At 34.4% G+C, this 18,199-nt stretch carries 17 protein-coding genes; 3 read left to right on the forward strand and 14 right to left on the reverse strand.

The window, feature by feature from the left end:
* Nucleotides 1–104 precede the first annotated feature (104 nt).
* Together V7S76_RS00545 and V7S76_RS00550 are read left to right on the forward strand one after the other, a co-directional pair.
* Nucleotides 105–1,283 carry a hypothetical protein gene (locus V7S76_RS00545; RefSeq protein WP_459508046.1) on the forward strand — a complete coding sequence of 393 codons (1,179 nt, stop codon included), beginning with the start codon at nucleotides 105–107 and terminating at the stop codon, nucleotides 1,281–1,283.
* 10 nt (nucleotides 1,284–1,293) lie between these two features.
* Nucleotides 1,294–2,202 (forward strand): PfkB family carbohydrate kinase, encoded by a 909-nt coding sequence (locus tag V7S76_RS00550; protein WP_459508047.1) that lies wholly within the window; start codon nucleotides 1,294–1,296, stop codon nucleotides 2,200–2,202.
* A 1-nt stretch (nucleotide 2,203) separates the two neighbouring features.
* On the opposite strand, the gene V7S76_RS00555 is transcribed toward V7S76_RS00550, so the two are convergent.
* The 11 genes from V7S76_RS00555 to V7S76_RS00605 form a co-directional block, all read right to left on the reverse strand.
* A complete protein-coding gene (locus V7S76_RS00555; RefSeq protein WP_459508048.1) occupies nucleotides 2,204–3,469 on the reverse strand; it encodes a M16 family metallopeptidase in 1,266 nt (421 codons plus the stop codon).
* A gap of 72 nt (nucleotides 3,470–3,541) precedes the next feature.
* Entirely contained in the window at nucleotides 3,542–4,720 is a 1,179-nt protein-coding gene (gene porV, locus V7S76_RS00560) for a type IX secretion system outer membrane channel protein PorV (RefSeq protein WP_459508049.1), read from the reverse strand.
* A 105-nt stretch (nucleotides 4,721–4,825) separates the two neighbouring features.
* On the reverse strand, nucleotides 4,826–8,143 hold the full coding sequence (gene porU / locus V7S76_RS00565; RefSeq protein ID WP_459508050.1) for a type IX secretion system sortase PorU: 3,318 nt from the start codon (nucleotides 8,141–8,143) through the stop codon (nucleotides 4,826–4,828).
* Nucleotides 8,124–8,753 carry a SprT-like domain-containing protein gene (locus V7S76_RS00570; protein ID WP_459508051.1) on the reverse strand — a complete coding sequence of 210 codons (630 nt, stop codon included), beginning with the start codon at nucleotides 8,751–8,753 and terminating at the stop codon, nucleotides 8,124–8,126. The genes porU and V7S76_RS00570 overlap by 20 nt, the downstream gene beginning before the upstream one ends.
* A 59-nt stretch (nucleotides 8,754–8,812) precedes the next feature.
* On the reverse strand, nucleotides 8,813–8,983 hold the full coding sequence (locus tag V7S76_RS00575) for a hypothetical protein (protein WP_459508052.1): 171 nt from the start codon (nucleotides 8,981–8,983) through the stop codon (nucleotides 8,813–8,815).
* Nucleotides 8,984–9,191: 208 nt separating this feature from the next.
* On the reverse strand, nucleotides 9,192–9,680 hold the full coding sequence (locus V7S76_RS00580; RefSeq protein WP_459508053.1) for a GtrA family protein: 489 nt from the start codon (nucleotides 9,678–9,680) through the stop codon (nucleotides 9,192–9,194).
* A gap of 10 nt (nucleotides 9,681–9,690) precedes the next feature.
* Nucleotides 9,691–11,088, reverse strand: coding sequence for an NADH-quinone oxidoreductase subunit N (locus V7S76_RS00585; protein ID WP_459508054.1), 1,398 nt, complete (start codon nucleotides 11,086–11,088; stop codon nucleotides 9,691–9,693).
* Between the two features lie 32 nt (nucleotides 11,089–11,120).
* Complete coding sequence (locus tag V7S76_RS00590) at nucleotides 11,121–12,572, reverse strand: complex I subunit 4 family protein (protein WP_459508055.1); 1,452 nt, start codon at nucleotides 12,570–12,572, stop codon at nucleotides 11,121–11,123.
* 13 nt (nucleotides 12,573–12,585) lie between these two features.
* Complete coding sequence (gene nuoL / locus V7S76_RS00595) at nucleotides 12,586–14,466, reverse strand: NADH-quinone oxidoreductase subunit L (protein WP_459508056.1); 1,881 nt, start codon at nucleotides 14,464–14,466, stop codon at nucleotides 12,586–12,588.
* Between the two features lie 30 nt (nucleotides 14,467–14,496).
* The gene (gene nuoK / locus V7S76_RS00600) at nucleotides 14,497–14,826 is read right to left on the reverse strand and encodes an NADH-quinone oxidoreductase subunit NuoK (protein WP_459508057.1); all 330 of its coding nucleotides are present in this window, start codon (nucleotides 14,824–14,826) and stop codon (nucleotides 14,497–14,499) included.
* A 106-nt stretch (nucleotides 14,827–14,932) separates the two neighbouring features.
* Nucleotides 14,933–15,742: an exonuclease domain-containing protein gene (locus V7S76_RS00605; RefSeq protein ID WP_459508058.1), complete on the reverse strand. Its 810-nt coding sequence runs from the start codon at nucleotides 15,740–15,742 to the stop codon at nucleotides 14,933–14,935.
* A 51-nt stretch (nucleotides 15,743–15,793) separates the two neighbouring features.
* Here V7S76_RS00605 and V7S76_RS00610 point away from each other — a divergent pair, with 51 nt between their 5' ends.
* Entirely contained in the window at nucleotides 15,794–16,489 is a 696-nt protein-coding gene (locus V7S76_RS00610; protein WP_459508059.1) for a YjjG family noncanonical pyrimidine nucleotidase, read from the forward strand.
* Here V7S76_RS00610 and V7S76_RS00615 read toward each other — a convergent pair.
* Genes V7S76_RS00615 through V7S76_RS00625 form a run of 3 tightly spaced genes read right to left on the reverse strand, consistent with a single transcriptional unit; the run spans nucleotide 16,486 to nucleotide 18,183 of the window.
* Complete coding sequence (locus V7S76_RS00615; protein WP_459508060.1) at nucleotides 16,486–17,109, reverse strand: hypothetical protein; 624 nt, start codon at nucleotides 17,107–17,109, stop codon at nucleotides 16,486–16,488. The two genes, V7S76_RS00610 and V7S76_RS00615, sit on opposite strands and share 4 nt — an antisense overlap.
* A gap of 8 nt (nucleotides 17,110–17,117) precedes the next feature.
* A complete protein-coding gene (locus V7S76_RS00620; protein ID WP_459508061.1) occupies nucleotides 17,118–17,420 on the reverse strand; it encodes a (2Fe-2S) ferredoxin domain-containing protein in 303 nt (100 codons plus the stop codon).
* 1 nt (nucleotide 17,421) lies between these two features.
* Entirely contained in the window at nucleotides 17,422–18,183 is a 762-nt protein-coding gene (locus V7S76_RS00625; protein ID WP_459508062.1) for an exodeoxyribonuclease III, read from the reverse strand.
* Between the last annotated feature and the right edge of the window lie 16 nt (nucleotides 18,184–18,199).

An 18,199-nucleotide genomic window follows, 5' to 3' on the forward strand; every position in this document is an offset into this window, starting at 1 on the left:
AATTAAAATTTAAATTGTGGAATCAAATATCTATTCCCTGAAAAATTGATTTGTTCGGTTTGGTCAATTCTATCCATTATCTTTGTTTTTTTATATTGAATTATATGTATTTAAAGGAAGTAGGATCAGATTCAGTTCTTCAGAAAGCATTTTTAGAGTTTCCCGTAAAGCTTTATTCCAACGATTCCAATTGGATTCGTCCTTTAGATAATGATATCAATTCCATCTTTGACCCCAAAAAAAATCCGCATTTTAAAAAAGGGGATGCCATCCGATGGATTTTGTTTTCAGACGAAGATCAGGTAATTGGAAGGGTGGCAGCTTTTTATGATAGCAAAGAACCTTCGAAAGAAGAAACCCTAACCGGCGGAATGGGTTTTTTTGAATGCATTGAAGATCAGAATGCAGCATTCATGTTATTCGAGGCCTGTCAAACTTGGTTGAAAAATCAGGGTTTTGATGCCATGGACGGTCCTATCAATTTTGGTGAACGAGATAGTTTTTGGGGATTGATGATTAAAGGATGGGAATTTGAGCCTACCTATAAAATGCCTTGGACGAAGGAATACTATATTGCATTTTTTGAAAATTATGGATTTAAGGATTATTTTCAACAATTAGTATTTGTTTCCTCCATTCGAGGTGCGAATGTGACGGAAGCTATCGAAGAAAAAGCGGAAAGAATTTATCAAAATCCCAATTACGAATTTCGTCATATCGAAAAGTCAAAATTGAATCAGTATGCAGAAGATTTCCGTGTTATTTTCAATGCGGCCTGGGCGAAATTTCCAGGAGTAAAGGAAATGAGCTCTGAACAAGCACAAAAATTGGTTAAGCAAATGAAACCCATTTTGGATGAGCAATTATTGTGGTTTGCATATACCTCCACTGGAGAACCTGTCGCATTTTTTATCGTTATTCCAGATTTGAATCAAATTGTCAAACATTTAAATGGGAAATTGAATCTTTGGGGTATGATTAAATTTTTGTTACTCAAATTAAAAGGAACATTGACTCGTACTTGCGGTTTAATTTTCGGTGTTGTTCCTGAGCACCAAGGGAAGGGAGTCGAATCTGCTATTGCCTTAAGATTTAGAAGTGCAGGAAGAGAAAATCCTTTTTACCCATACACCACCATGGATATGAATTGGGTCGGTGACTTTAATCCAAAAATGTTGCGTTTTGTTTCTCAATTAGGTGCTACAAACGACAAAACTTTTATTACCTATCGTTTATTATTTAATCCCAATCAGCCTTTTAGTCGTTGTCCTAAAGTTGGCTAAAATTTAACATATGAGCTTATTATCAATTGGAACCGTAGCGTTCGATGCATTAGAAACTCCTTACGGAAAAACAGATAAAATTATTGGAGGGTCTTGCACTTATATTGCTTTATCCGCCGCTTTTTTTGTTCCCAAAGTAAATGTGGTTGCCGTTGTTGGAGATGATTTTCCACAAGCATATATTCAAACGTTGGAGTCAAAAAACATCAACTTAGAAGGCTTACAAATCAAAAAAGGTGAAAAATCTTTTTTCTGGGCTGGAAAGTACCATAATAACATGAACTCGAGAGATACCTTAGTAACGGAGTTAAATGTGTTAGCAGATTTTCAGCCTGTAATTCCAACATCGTACCAAGATTGTCAATATTTGATGTTAGGTAATTTAACGCCACAAGTTCAAATTGATGCAATCAAAGGATTGAAAAATCGACCGAAATTAATCGTTATGGATACGATGAATTTTTGGATGGATGTTGCCATGGATGATTTAAAGAAAGTCTTAACCATGGTAGATGTGCTTTGTATCAATGATGAAGAGGCTCGTCAATTATCTGAACAATATTCTTTAAGAACAGCTGCGAAGTTAATCATGGCAATGGGACCTAAAACCTTAATTATCAAAAAAGGAGAAAATGGTGCCTTGTTATTCCAAGGAGACAAGATGTTTTATTGCCCTGCGATCCCCTTAGAGGATGTTTTTGATCCAACCGGTGCAGGTGATACGTTTGTAGGTGGATTTATCGGATATTTATCGAAAGTAGATGATATTTCCTTTGAAAGTATGAGAAAAGCAGTTGTTTATGGTTCAGCTATGGCATCTTTCTGTGTAGAGAAATTTGGAACAGAACGATTGTTGCAAATCACAGAGGCTGAATTAGAGGCTCGGGTCAATGAATTCAGAGAATTGGCTAGATTTTAATCTAGCCAATGATTACTTCTGTCATATCTTCAAGGTTTAGGTATTTATTGGCTAAATCTCTAAGCTCTGAAGATTTACATGTCATTATCTGATGTTGAAATTCATTATAAAAATCTTTATTAAGATTTTCTAATTGTATGATTTTAACTTTTTCAGCAATATCAAAGGCTTGAGTTAACTCCCCGATAAAGCTTCCCATCAAATAATTCTTCACCAATTCTAATTCAGTTTCAGGTACTAAATCTGTTTGCAAAAGGCCAATTTCCTTTCTGATTTCGGAGATGGTTTCTTCTGCCTTATCTTTATTGACATCCGTTCCTACCACCCAATATCCTGTCCGCTGTAAAGGAATCATCGAAGATGAAATTCCATAGGTAAATCCTTTTTCTTCTCGAATATTTTTTTGTAATCTAGACCCAAAATACCCTCCTAATATAGTATTTAGAACGTTAAATTTGAAGTAATCTGGATTTTGTCGTGTCATACCTATTTTACCAAACCGGATTGAACTCTGCAAAGCCGTAGCTTTTGGATGATGTATTCTTTTTTCAGATTTGATACTATTTTCAAATGGTATCCTTGAATTGCTCTTTTGCAGAGAAATTTGTCCAATCGTTTTGTTTAAAAGGTTAATTTCGTTTTCTCCTACCTTACCGGATAGTATAATGCTAGGAATACTTTTTGACCAGAAATTTTGATAGAATGATTTGATGGAATCTAATTGGATATTTTTTATGGTGTCTAGGGTAGCATATCTTCCATAGGGATCATTTCCGAAAACCGCGTTTCTGAAATATTGATTGGCCGCAAAAGATGTTTTTTCCCAATTTAAGTGGGTTCTTTGAATTTCAATTTCTAGCTCTTTTTTGTATTCACTTTCAATGAAATTGGAATTTTGTAAAATATCAACAAGTAGATGAATTAATGTTTCAAAATATTTTTTAAGACTGTAGATGGTAATCGTGCCTAAGTCAAAATTTGATTGAATATCCCAAAATGCTCCATAAAAGTCAAATGATTCATTGAGTTCTTTCGCTGATTTAGAAATAGTTCCACGTTTCATCAATTGACTAGTCATACCCGCCAATCCTGGTCTGTCTGAATTCAAGGCTCCAGCGTCTGTATTTAATTCAAATTTAAATACATCTTGTTCTCCTAACGCAATGACACAAACTTCAATTCCATTGTCTAAATGAAAAAGTTGATAGTCTGGAAATGCGATAGGCTCTAATGGGTATGAACTGGGAGCTAATTTACGGTTTAACATGTTGTAGGGTTAAAAAACAAATGACATTCTTGAAGGAATGTCATTTGTACGAACTATAAAATTCTTATTTGTTTACTTCGAATTAGCTGTGCTATTAATGGCAGCTAATAAAGAAACTCTTAATGTATTCGCTAAAGGACTATTAGATCCTGTTGGTACTAAGTAAGCAAAGTCAAAACCGTATTTTTGGTCTAATTTAAATCCTACTCCGAATGTAAAATATTTACGATTTCCTTTGGTAGCGCTTTCATTGAAGAAACCTGCTCTTAAAGCAAAAGCATTGTTCATTAAATATTCAGCTCCTATAGATGTTGAAATTTCTTGTAATTCTTCACCAAATCCATCTGGAGCATCAAATAACGAAGTAAAAATGCCTCCAATCGCTGTAACATCATTTGGATCTGTTCCTGATGTGTATTTTTTCGTTGTTGGATTATAAATACCAGGTGTAGGAACCATTAATTTATTCAAATCTAAAGTGAAGGTTAATCTATTTCCTTCCGAAATTTCCTTGGTAGTTGCTACTCCGAAACGTAAGTTAGTAGGAATGAAATTCTTTTCATTTCCCCCATAAGAAACCTTACCTGAGATATTAGATAAAACTAAGCCGTATGTATAATTCCAATTTTTTGCTGAGTTGGTATTCCAATACAAGGCAACATCTGCAGCAACAGTTTGCGCTGGTTTCATTGCTACAGTAGAGCTTTGAAAATTACCTAATAAGTTTGAATTGATGTATTTTAAATTAACTCCCAAAGAAAGTGTGTTGGATAATTTCTTCGCATATGTACCTGTAATGGCATATTCTTTAGAATTATAATTTCCATTACTTTGGCCTAGGTTATTGGTTGCTTGGAATGTTCCTTGGTCAAAATAGTTGATGGAGAATCCGAAAGCTTGATCTTTAGTTGATTTTTTATAACCTGATATGTTATACAATGCCATGTCATTCACTAAATTTCTCAACCAAGGAGTATACGAAATAGCAAAGCCTAAATCTTTATCAGATGTCGCTAATTTTGCAGGATTCCAATAGATTGCATTCACATCTGAAGAAATAGCAGCTCCCGCATCTCCCATTCCAGCTGATCTAGCATCAGGTGTAACGTTCATGAATAACATGGTCGGAGTAGGAATTCTTCCTTCATTTTGTTGACCAGATACCAACGTTTGAGAAAATGCAATGTTGCAAATTAAAACCGTAACCAAGGTTAAGACTGCTTTTGGGAAAAATGAATTATTTGTCATCATTGTTTATTTATAAAATTAGAGAGTCTTGTCTTTGTAAAAAGCTAAAGTCAAAATTAGGTATTTTTAGCTAAATATTTTTAATAAAATTAAAATGTTTTGAAAAAATTATCGAATGACACCTATTTTACCATTATACTGATATTTTGAACGATTTAATCGATTTATTATTGTTACACTATAAATTAAAACATGATCTGAAAACGTATTCTGAAGCTCATTGATCATCAATTGAAATGTTAAATGACCTGTATCATTTGAATTAGATGAGAGGTTATTTTCATAAATTTTTTGGCCAGATAAATTGAAAAGTATGATGGAATAATCATAATCTGTCCAATTATCTTCTGTCTCTAAATCAAAATTCAACATTTCACTTGTAGGATTTGGATATACGCTGATAGCTTTTAAAGGTGTTTTTTCCTCATTAACGATAAATTGGAAACTTTTTTCCGCCACATTAAAATTGATATCCCAGCATTTTAAGCTAATGGTATATTGACCATTGGGTAAATTTTTAAATGGATAAACAATAACACCTTTATCTGATCGATCTACTTCATTCATGAAATGTTCAATGGCAGCAATTTTTAAAGTATCATTGAGCAAGATTTCCGCTTGTTCTCCATTAGGTCCCCAAAATGATATACCTAAATTATCGCTTATATTGATTTTTAGGATAGGGTTTTTTCCACTATTTTTTAAGTTCGATTCATTAAGTAATTCATAGTTGATAACGGGTGGAGTATTATCATTGACTCTTTCTCTTTGAACGATTTGGATTCTTTTACTTCCCAAAACCTTTTTCCCATCATCTAATATTCCATTAAAACGGACCAGGGTATTTTGTTCATTTAGTATGGGAAGTGTTTTTTGATCCAATTGGAATGCCCCATTTTTAATACTGATTCTAGATTTATACAACAATTTCCCCTCTGTATCATATTGATAAACGGGAGTTTTCGTGCCTAATGTTTTTTGCGGTACAGGTAATTGATAAATCGAAATTTCACCGATTCCATTTATTGTGGTTTCGTAAGGGATTTTTCCTATGAATTTTTCCGCACTTTGGGGAGAAATTGAAGAACTTGTTATTTCAGCTGGTGTATAAGTCCAAGGTAATTCTAGGCTCGGATCTCCAAGTAGAACAATATTTCGGTTGATGACTCCTGCCTGACTTTCATTTTTGGTATCTTTAAATAGATCGCCTAATTTATAATTGGGGTCATGTAAATGTTCATTGATATTTTGATAGAATTTTTTACCAAACACATAATTGCTACTTTGGAAAACAGGCCTAGATGTGCTAATTAATGCAATGGCACCTCCTTGATTGGATAACAGAGCTACCTCTGCGCCTGACATTTGATTGGCATTATCGAATCGACCAAATTGACAAGTAGCAGTTAACAAGATAGGGAGGTGATCGCTATTTTTTAAATTAAGTAGTTCATTGATGGTAACTATTTTTTCATCTGTCCAACCTGTTTCAGCCCCATGTCCGATGAAATGAATAAAGTCAGCCTTTGAATTGAATAATTCTAAACTCTCTTTTTGTGCTGATTTTGAAGTATAAAAGCCATTATTGACTTGCTGTGGGTATTGGTCAAGAAATACTTTTTTAGTCGGAAAGTTCTCGTTTTTGGAATTCAATATTTGACTAAAATCTTCAGCATCTTGAACATGCAAATTATTATCGCCATCATCCGCAATCCATGAAAATGTATAGGGCTGCAATGCTGAATCTTTTTGAGGCCTTTGGTAGGAAATTAATTTGTTAATAAACATGTTTGCTTCCTCAACTGTTCTAGCGGGTATTCGACCTATTCCTATATTAATTGTTTCATTTTTGGTGTCCTCTCCCTCACTCATTTCTCCTCCTTCCTCTCCAAGTATACCAAAATAATCATCCGAGCAATAACTCAATAGTGGATGATAGGATTCAATGCTTTCATAAGTTGGCACCATCGCTAATTTTTCTTTTTCGCTAGAAACGGAATTACGCCCTTTGAAATCATGGGATGCATCACCCAAAATTAATAAGTATCTTAAATCTGAATTGGGTTGATTTTTTAGATGTTTAACAAAATCACGTATGGCTGTTATATCTTGTTTTCCACCTGAAAACTCCTGAAAAATTTGAGTGGTGCTTACAGCTGTACTGTAGTTGGCATGTTTCGTGTTTTTAAAGTCAGCATATTTTTTGGCTATAGGTAAAAGCGACTCACTTGAAATGATTAGTAGAGTGGGCGGAGATATATTTCGTATATTTTGATTTACCACCTTACTAATTGAGTTTGGCTTTTTTGCAATTGCCGGATCAAAGATGAAAAGTTGGCTATTTTTTTGACTCGTTATTTCGGGATTTTCGATGGGATTCTCGAAGCGAAACCAATCTTTGCCGTTCTCAAAATGCCATATTTGATGCTTATTATCAAGGTTATTAATTTTGATACTAAATGTCGAATCTGATTGATTGGGTAACCAATAATTAACCAAAGTACTTTTTGCATTATAAATTTTTGGATAAACAAGGTTTAAATGGTCCATGTACCCGGTGCCATTGATGGCGTTAAATTTCAAGGTCAACTCCCAATTATTGTTACTTAATTGAGGAAACACTTCTGCCTCAAAATCTTTTACATTTGCTTTTACATCATATTTTGAATTATTGATGGCATTAATTTGGATGGAGGGTATTGAATTGCCAACAATTTGAAAACTAAACTCACCTGGATTGATGGAACCATTCGCCAATTTACCATACAATTGGGCTGGAAACCCTGTTTTGTAATCGGGTAAGTTATAGCTGATTTTTTTTTCGGTATTTGCGGCAAAAGAATCACCTAGCCACTCTCTACCCGATTGAATTAGGTTGGTTAATTCTGGTTCATAGTGAAAATCATAATAACCAAAATCCCAAAAAGGAGATTTACCTTGTTTGAGTATTTTTGATTTTATTCGTTCTGCACTCGGGTCGTCAATTCGAAGAAAATAATAGGTAGTATCTGAATAGGGATGAATGCTAGTTTCTACCTGATTCTTTTCCTGATTCCAAGATTTAGCATGGGTATTTTCAGCATAAAAAAGTAGATAGTCTTCTTTATCCCATTTAGCATCATTTTCACCAATGAATTGTGCCGCATGGCTAGGTAAATCAATAGGTCTAGTTAGATTGTTTTTTTGTGGCAAAGATTTATTTCCTTGGGTGTAGAGACCTACTTGTTTCGGATTGATGGATGATGGATTTATTTTTTGACTCTGAAGCCATTCATAATCGATTTTGTAAAAACCCGATTCATAAATTGGAATTTTGAACCAATTTCCGGAAGCTAATTTTGAATTGGATTGAGCAAGAATAGGTGTTATCCATGAAAAGGATAAAAAAAGAATACTGATTAGATATTTAATCTGCTTTGCTTTCAAGATCAATTAGGCTTACTTGTGCATTTTTTGAAACCAAATATAGTTTTCCTGTACTCAATTCTTTACAAAGGTAGCGAGTTCGTCTAAGTTTCCCTTTGGTAAATTGTAAGTTTTTTATGGCAAAAATCTGATTTTCTTCCAAGGATTGAATGGGAACTAATTCAGAATTAACGGAATCATATGTTTTTAAAATATTCACTAAAGGCCAATGTCCGGTACTGGTTGCCGTTGGGTTTTTTAGGTAATTTTTTAATACTTGTATGAATTCATTGGGTAGTAAATCTTCTTCCAAAAGGGGTTCAAATATTTCTTTAAAGGCATTTTTCCATTCTTGTCCATGTGGTGCGACTTTATTTTTATAGGTTTGATAAGTAATTAGGTGTGCCACTTCATGTAGATAGGTGACCAAAAACGCATAAGGATTTAAGTTGTGATTAACGGTGATTTGATGACCTTTTGTGGGCGTAAATCGATAATCGCCTAATTTGGAATTTCTAGCACGACTGATGATGAAATCAAAAGGGTGGTCGTGCCAAAGTTGAAAGCAATATTCTGCAACTTTGGGAGGGAAATGTTCGAAGAAGGATTCTACTCTTTTATTTTTCGACATTTTTTGGGCATAAAAAAAGTCCTCCGCATGCGAAGGACCTTTTCTTTGTTGGGTACTAATTACTTAGCAGCAGCAGTATCAGCAGCAGCAGTATCAGCAGCAGCAGTATCAACAGCAGCAGCTGCAGTATCAACAGCTACAGTATCAGCAGCAGCTTCAGTTTTTTTCTCTCCACAAGAAGCCAAAGTAACCATTCCAGCAACGAATGCTAAAGCGAATAATTTTTTCATTTTTGTAATATTTTAAGGTTTGAGCTACAAAACTAATGGATAAAAACATATCTACCAATTATTTCCTTGAAAATTTTAAGTTTTTTTTAAGAAGTGATAATTTTTATTCCAAAAACATGATTTAAGCCAAGATTTAGCCTTATTGATAAAAGGATTTTCTAAGGAATATTTAAGATGAAGGTGAATCAATTGGATAAAAGTGACCGAATTACTCAATTAGGTTCTTGAATCTATCGTAAAATCCACTTTTTTTGAAGGTGAATGTTTTGTGTAAAACGAAGTTGGAGACAAAACTAAATCCCATTCCACAGATGGTCGTAGATAATTGAGTGAAATTGATTTTTTTTACTGAAAATGGTATTTGATAAAAATAATCATTGTAATTAGAATGAATAAATTTATATGGAATAACGCTAAAAAAATAAGTGACAAAACCAGAGAACAAAGCAACCATGAGAAATTTAATCATTTCTCTGTGTGTTTGATTAGACTGTCTGGCATTAAACGCAAATAATTTAGTTAGGATGAAACCCACCACTAGAGCGATCAAATAGGCAGGGAAAATCGTCGATTCATATGGTAATTTAAACCAATCCTTGATTAATCCACCTGAAATTAATTGTACACAGGCACCTGTTCCTGCTATTAAAAAGTAGGCGATTAAATCCTTTTTATTAAATAGTTTAGAGGTAGTCAAATTGTTTTGATTAAAAAATATTTTTGACGATGGTTGGATACAATCCCAGGACCAAAGTAGCTATAGTTGTTAACCATAACGCTATTCGATATACTGTTGGGATCGTAATTTTTTCAATATCACCTTGATTAAAATAGGCAGCGACAATTCCTTTAAAATAGTAATAAATTCCAACGGCTGACATCAAAATGGCAATTATGACAGGGTAAAGAATATTTCTGTTGAATACGTCGTTGAACACAAAAAATTTACCCCAAAATCCAGCTGTTAAAGGAATTCCAGCTAAGGAAAGGAGTGCTACTGTGAACGCAAAAGCTAATTCTGGATTATTTTTGGCTAAACCATTGAAAGAACTGAAATTTTCTGGTTTTTCATTTCTTCCCGTTTGATATTCAGAAACTATTTTAACCACTGCAAATGCTCCTAATGTAGCTAATGTGTAGGATAATGAATAATAAAGAATGTTGGATGTGGTGGATTTTTGATAGGCACAAACCGTCAACAACATATAGCCTGCATGAGAAATACTCGAGAAGGCTAACATGCGTTTAACGCTCTGTTGGTAAACTGCAGTGATGTTACCAATGATAAGTGTCAAAATGCTTACGAAATAGACGATTAATACCCATTTGGAATAAATACCTCCAAACATACCACCCATAATGTGGAATAAGGCTGCAAAACCGGCTGTTTTCACGACAGTTGACATAAACATGGTGAAGATAGTTGGTGCTCCATCGTAAACATCGGGCGTCCAAAAATGGAAAGGTGCAGCTGATACCTTAAACAACAAACCAACCAACATCAGTATTACCCCGATATATAAAAATATAGGCATTGAATCGGGTGCTGTTTGAGAGATTGTCAAAGCAATGTTCGCTAAGTAAAATGATTTGGTTGCCCCGTAAACCAAGGTAATACCAAAGAGCAATATTCCAGTGGCAAACGAACCCATTAAAAAGTACTTAATGGCCGCTTCATTGGATCGTAAATTTCTTTTATCAGAACCGGTTAAGACATACATTGCCACCGATAATATTTCTAAACCGACAAATAACATGATTAAATGCTCGAATGTAACCATTAAAATGGCTCCTACGACTGCAAATAGCATAATTGCATAATATTCGGCTGGGTGCGAATGTTCTTCATCATTGCCAAAATGATTGGAAAATGCGATGACCAAAAAGGCTGCTAATTGAATAATTAGACTAAAATTAATGGATGTATTCGTTGATCGAAACATATTTCCGAACCAAAAATATTCATGGTTCCAATCGAAGGCGGTAAGACCGATGCTGATGGCGAGAAATAATAATGAAATTGTTTGCAGGGTTTTTCTTGAAAACCAAAATCCTAAAAACAAATTACTAATACCAAAAAGTGATAGAGCAATGATAGCCGTCATATTCTTTTAATACAGTTTGAAAAACGTCGCGTTTATTTGAACCATTGAGTTAATAATGCAACACTTGGTTCGCTAAATGATAATATATAATTAGGTAAAATACCTCCTAAAATAACCAAAATACTTAATGGAATTAAAACACATTTCTCTGATAATGTCAAATCAGCAAATTCAGTTGTAATTCTTGATTGATTGCCAAATAGTGTTTTTTGGATTAATCGCAAGGTATAAACCGCACCTAGAATAATGGTAATCCCTGACACGATACCTAAAATCATGTGATAATCAAATACACTTTTTAATAATAAAAATTCACCAATGAAACCGTTAGTTAATGGTAAGGCCACCGAACCTAAACTCAAAATGATAAAAGTAACTGTTAAGAAATAGGAGTGAGAGGTAATTCCTCCCAATTGGGCAATTTCTCTCGATTTTGTTCTTCTTTCAATAACTTCTACCACAAAGAATAAACCAATGATGTTAATTCCATGAGAAAGCATTTGGTAAAGTGAACCTTGAATACCTTCTGTGCTTTTGGTTAAAATACCAGCTGCCATTAAACCAACGTGCGCGAATGAAGAATAAGCTAAAAGGCGCTTTGCATCTTTTTGTTGTATCGCAATGATGGATCCGTAAACAATTCCGATAATAGACAAAATACTTGCTGTAAAGCCCCATTCAGCGATTCCTAAAGGAAACATGGGAAGAATTAATCGAATTACGCCATAGGTACCCATTTTTAACATAATTCCAGAAAGTAACATAGTCCCTTGAACCGGTGAGGTTGTATAGGTATCTGGTTGCCATGTATGGAAGGGAAAAATGGGCATTTTGATCGCAAATGCAATAAAGAATGCTAAAAAAAGAAATCCTTGTTCACCCGCATTTAAAGCGTTGGCGGTAGCATATAAATCGATAATGTCTGCAGAATGCGTATTACCAGGAGTTCTAAGATAGACATAAATTAATCCGATCAATAAGAATAATGACCCAAATAATGTATAAACAAAGAATTTAAAGGTGATAGCGTTTTTATTTTCCCCGCCGTAAATAGCGGCTAAAAAGTAGATGGGTAATAAAGATGCTTCAAAAAAGAAATAGAATAAAAAGGCATCTTTAGCTAAAAAAGCACCCATCAGTGCCGACTGCATCAATAAAATTAATCCAAGAAACTGTGAATTATGGGCACGGTCAGTTTTTGCCGTTGAACCGATAATAAAAGGAAGCATTAAAGCACAAAGGCCAATTAATATTCCATTGATACCATCCACCCAAAGTGAAAAATTTAAACCAAAATCGGGTATCCATGAATGAATATAGGTGATTGGTTTGATGGAATGAGAAAAATCGTATAAGGCCTTAAAACTTACGATTGCTTCAATAATGGTACCGCTTAAAGCTATAGTGAAGGGATTTTTAGGCTTAGCAACTAAAATAATTGCACCTAACACCAACGGAAAAAAAAGTATAAATAGTAATAACATGCCTATTAATAAATTACAAGATCCAATTTTTTAAACTAAAAAATAATATCACCGAAATGGATATAACAATCATAAAAATATAATACCCTACATTTCCAGTTTGCGCTTTTCTAAACTCGGTGGACGAGTATTTAACAAAACGACCCACACCTTCTACAAGTAAATCAATGATTAAAAAATCAACTATTTGATGGAAAAAGACAGATAAAACATTGATGGGACGAACAAACAATGTATCGTATAATTCATCCACGTAAAATTTGTTATAAATGATTTTCTGAATCCCACTAATTTCATTGTCAGTCGAAGGTATACTTCTACGAACTCCAAAAATATAAATAGCCAAAAATGCAGGAATAAAAGCAGCTGACAATGCAGCACCCATTTCTATGCTAAAGATTGAAACACCTGCTAATTCCGGGGTATCCGGTAAAATAGGTGCTAAATACCTTGCTAAAAATTGATCACCTCCTGCAAAAGCTGGTAAATTAATTAAACCTCCTCCTGCAGAAAAGATGGCTAAAATAATTAATGGGAATGTCATGGTGATGGGTGATTCATGCAAGTGACTTGCTTGCTTATCTGTGCCTCTGAAATCACCATAAAAGGTTAAAATCAACACTCTAAACATGTAGAATGAGGTTAAGGCAGAACCGAATATAGCTAAACACCACATCGCAAAGTCGTGATGATATAAGTGCGCTAAGATTTCATCTTTAGAGAAAAATCCAGCAAATGGTGGAATTCCTGATATGGCAATTGTACCAATTAAAAATGTAATATACGTAATTGGCATTTTACTTTTTAATCCTCCCATTTTACGAATATCTTGTTCATCTGACATCGCATGAATAACAGAACCAGCACCTAAAAATAACAAGGCTTTGAAAAATGCATGCGCCACTACGTGAATAAATGATGCCGAGTAGGCTGAAGCACCTAAACCCATGAACATATAACCCAATTGAGAAACTGTTGAATAGGCTAACACTTTTTTGATGTCATTTTGGAATAAACCAATGGCTGCTCCTAATAGAGCCGTTGCTAATCCAATCCAACCAACGAAATGTAATACTTCTGGACTTAATTCAAAAAGGGCATTTGCACGAATAACCATGTAAATTCCGGCTGTTACCATGGTAGCTGCATGAATTAAAGCTGAAACAGGCGTAGGTCCTGCCATCGCATCTGGCAACCAAGTATAAAGAGGTAGCTGGGCCGATTTACCCATAGCGCCTATGAATAAACAAAAAGCAATTAATCCTAAATTATTTGAACCAGAACCTGCTTTTATGGCTGAAAATATATCTTGGTAATTCGTTGTACCGAATTCTTGAATTAATAAAAATATACCAATCAAAAACCCTAGATCACCTATTCTGTTCATGATAAATGCTTTTCTAGCCGCATCACCATAACTGTTCTTTTTATTCCAAAAGCCAATCAATAAATAAGAACACAATCCAACTCCTTCCCAACCTATGAATAATACAGTGAAGTTGGCACCTAAAACCAATATCAACATGAAGAAGATAAATAGGTTTAGAAAGGCAAAAAATTTACCAAAACCTTCATCGTGCGACATGTAACCTATGGAATAAACATGAATCAATGTTCCAACTCCCGTGATGACCAAAAGCATCAAGATAGAAAGCTGGTCGATTTGAAAGGCAAATGGAATGCTTAAATCGCCAATTTTAATCCATTCAGCTAATTGATAGATTTGAGCTTCACCTTCAAAATTGATAAATAATTGAAGGGATAAAACAAATGCAACCAAAGGTGGAATGGTTCCGACAATCCCAGCTACTTGCTTGGATAATTTGGGAAATGACAATCCGTTTATGGCGAAGCCTAAAAGCGGTAAAAGAGGAATTAATAATAATGAAGACATAGATTAATATGCGATATATTTCCGCTTAACTTAATTTTTTAACTTGTTTAAAACACCAATGTCAATGGTTTGTATATTTCGATATATCATGACAATAATTGCTAAACCAACTGCTACTTCAGCGGCTGCAACTGCCATAATGAAAAATACAAAAATTTGACCCGCAGGATCTGAATAATAAGAGGAAAATGCGGCTAACAATAAATTAACTGCATTTAACATTAATTCTATCGCCATAAATACGATAATGGCATTTCTACGAGTTAGTACCCCTAAAATTCCAATACAAAATAAAGCAGAGCTTAATATAATGTAATGCATTAAAGGAATTGTGCGAATAATTTCTGGTATTGACTGCATATTATTGTCGAAACATATTTTTTGCGCTATAAAACGCTTACTCAAACGGTGCTATTATGCCGTGCAAAATTACTAAATAAACTGAGATTTTCGATAAAAAAATCAATTAACGCTGAAAACCTTGCAATTTTATTTCTGTTAATTTCCTTTTGGTGTCCAAAGGAAAATCTCCTTTCATGATCCAATCGTAATAAGACGGGTCCGATTTAATTACTTCCAATACCGACTTTCCAATATGCTTACCAAAATTGAAAACAATCACTCGGTCTTTGTTGTAACTCATTCTGTTTGCGAAATCCACTGAATTAGAAGCAGTTAGTTCATGCAGTGATCCCATGTCATTTTTCACAGGGAAGAATTCTTGTCCTTTATCGTCCAACAATGGCACATTTTCATACTTCTTCACTTGAGCATTGAGAACCTCCAAAGTTGCCAAAACATCAGCCTCCGCCCCATGGGCGCCAACCAATATTTTATCGCAATAAAACTTATAAGCTGCAGTTAAATTTCTAGGCTCCATTAAATGATAAATTCGTTGAGCATCAATTAACTTTCTGTTTTTCAATTCAAAATCAACATCATTGCGCAAAAACTCCTCCACCAACATCGGTACATCAAATCGATTGGAATTAAAACCTGCCAAATCACATCCATCCAAAAATTGGGCAAGCGATTTTGCTACTTGTTTGAAATGAGGTTCATCTTTTACATCTTCATCATAAATTCCATGAACAAGTGAGGCTTCAAGTGGAATAGGCATCCCTGGATTGACTCTTCTTGTTTTCACTTCCACACTGCCGTCAATATTTGCTTTGGCAATTGAAATTTCAACAATACGATCTTTTTGAACCATAATACCAGTGGTTTCTAAATCGAAGAATGCTAATGGTTTTTTGAGTTTTAGTTGGTGCTCCATTTCTTGTTTTTAATCTGCCTTGCAAAGGTAAGTTATTATTACCTTTGTTGAATGAAATTTCAACCGAAAGCTATTTTTTTTGACTGGGATCATACCCTTTGGGACCATGATTTGAATGCACAAGAGGTTATTTTTGAATTATTTGAAGAACTCAATCTATATCCTAAACAAATAATTGATTTTCCTGTTGCTTGGGAAACGTTTCGGATAATCAATGATCAGCTATGGGACCAATACCAAGCTGGCCAGATTTCACAAACTTATTTGAGAGAAAATCGCTTCAAAGATTATTTTAAAGCCTTGAAATTAGAAACAGATACAGACGCTTTTTCGAAGGAATATTTGTATCGAACACCAAGAAAAAAGCATTTGATACCAGGAGCGGCTATGGTAGTTAGTCAATTAGCCCAAAAATATCCTTTGTATATTTTGACAAACGGATTCGATGATATTCAGTATGTTAAAGTAGATGGTTCCGGTATTGGACACTATTTCAAAAAAATGATTACCTCAGAACAAATTGGCGTGAAAAAACCGGATCCTCTGTTTTTTAGACATGCCTTGGATTTGGCAAATTGTCAAGCGAATGAGGTACTTATGATTGGAGATCATGCGATTGCTGATATACAAGGGGCGGAAGATGTCGGTATTACTTCCATTCATTTTCAGTCATCAAATTTAATCTCGAATTCCAAAAGAGTCATTTCGCAACTTTCAGATCTGCTATATTTAATCGATTTGGATTAATCAAAAATCGATAATTGATTATCATTTGATTTACGATCAAAGATTTTTTTATCCGTAATGAATCTTTTGTGATCGTTTAAGAACTTGGTAAAAGATTCTATTTGCTCATACAAGGGATTAAAATCATAGGTATTGAGTTGGTAGGTTTCCACATATACATCTTTGAAATCTGTAATCACATAATCCAATTGTTCTATGCCAATTTTTTGTAAACCGAGCAAATATAGATTTTGATGATTTTTTTGAAATCTCCCAGGTTCATAAAAAGATGTACTTTTTAAGTCAAAAGCCACATTTTCGCCCACACCATCTACATAGCCATAGATGATACTATTTTTGTATCTCGATTCTAAATAAAATTGTGTTTTGTATTTAGCAGGCAATAAATCTCTCGCTTTATCAATGATTCCCTCTGCAAATTCTTCTTCATCATGACCCAAAGTGACCGCTTTTTCAAAATCGATACCTTTTTGTTGAGATTGAGTGGTCGGCTTCCGAACTCGATTGATCCGTTCGATCAACTCAATTTCATCCACAATAATTTTACCGTTTGAATCTCTCGATTGACTCAAATACAGGGTATACGAATTTAATAAGGTAGGGTACAGACGATATAACATGTTGCAATTTATCCAATTTGTAAGCGACTTACAATTTCTCCATTGACTAAATGCGATTCAGTAATTTCTTTTACATCTTCTAAATGTACATTTCCGTAAAATACACCTTCAGGATAAACGACCATTGTGGGTCCTTTTCCACAAAAATCTAAACATCCTGCGCGTTGAATCCGGATTTTTTGATTGGAACCGCTGGCCTCCCATTGAGCTTTAAAAGCATTGACTAAGTCCATTCCATGTGCAGATCCGCAGCATTTTTTAGGAGCATCTTTGTCATTAGAACAAATAAAAACGTGTTTTTCGAAGTGCATATTAGTTTATTTCAAGTACGATTGGACAATGATCTGAATGATATATTTGGGGTAAAATTTCTGCATGTGCGATACGATTTTCGAGCGCTTTCGTCGCTAAATGATAATCAATTCGCCAACCTAGGTTTTTCCCCCTTGCGCCAGCCCGGTAACTCCACCAACTATAATGATGAGGATCTGGATTAATGTGCCTAAAGGTGTCAATAAAACCTGTTTGGATAAAATTCTCCAACCATTCTCGTTCTTCTGGTAAAAATCCCGAGCTATTTGCATTTGATTTAGGATTATGAATATCAATCTCTTTGTGACAAATATTATAATCTCCAGAAATGATTAAATGAGGAATTTTGCTAATTAAATCTTGTGCATAGGCATGGAAATCACTTAACCATTCCATTTTAAATGCTTGTCTATCATCTCCACTAGAGCCTGATGGCATATAGACGCTCATGATAGAAAAAGTTTCAAAATCCAACCGAATTACTCGGCCCTCTGAATCATATTTTTCTATTCCACAGCCAATTTCGACATGCTTGGGTTGTATTTTGGAAAAAATGGCCACTCCTGAGTAACCTTTTTTTTGAGCTGAATGCCAATAAATTTGGTAACCCAGAGCTTCAATGTCTGTCAAATTAACTTGGTCTATTTCAGCTTTTAATTCTTGTAGGCAAATAATATCTGGATTTTCCACCTTCAACCAATCGATAAAACCTTTTTGGATGGCTGCTCGAATTCCGTTGACGTTGTAAGAGATGAATTTCATAGTTGGTAAAGATGGG

The sequence above is a fragment of the Aquirufa sp. ROCK2-A2 genome (assembly GCF_054558485.1).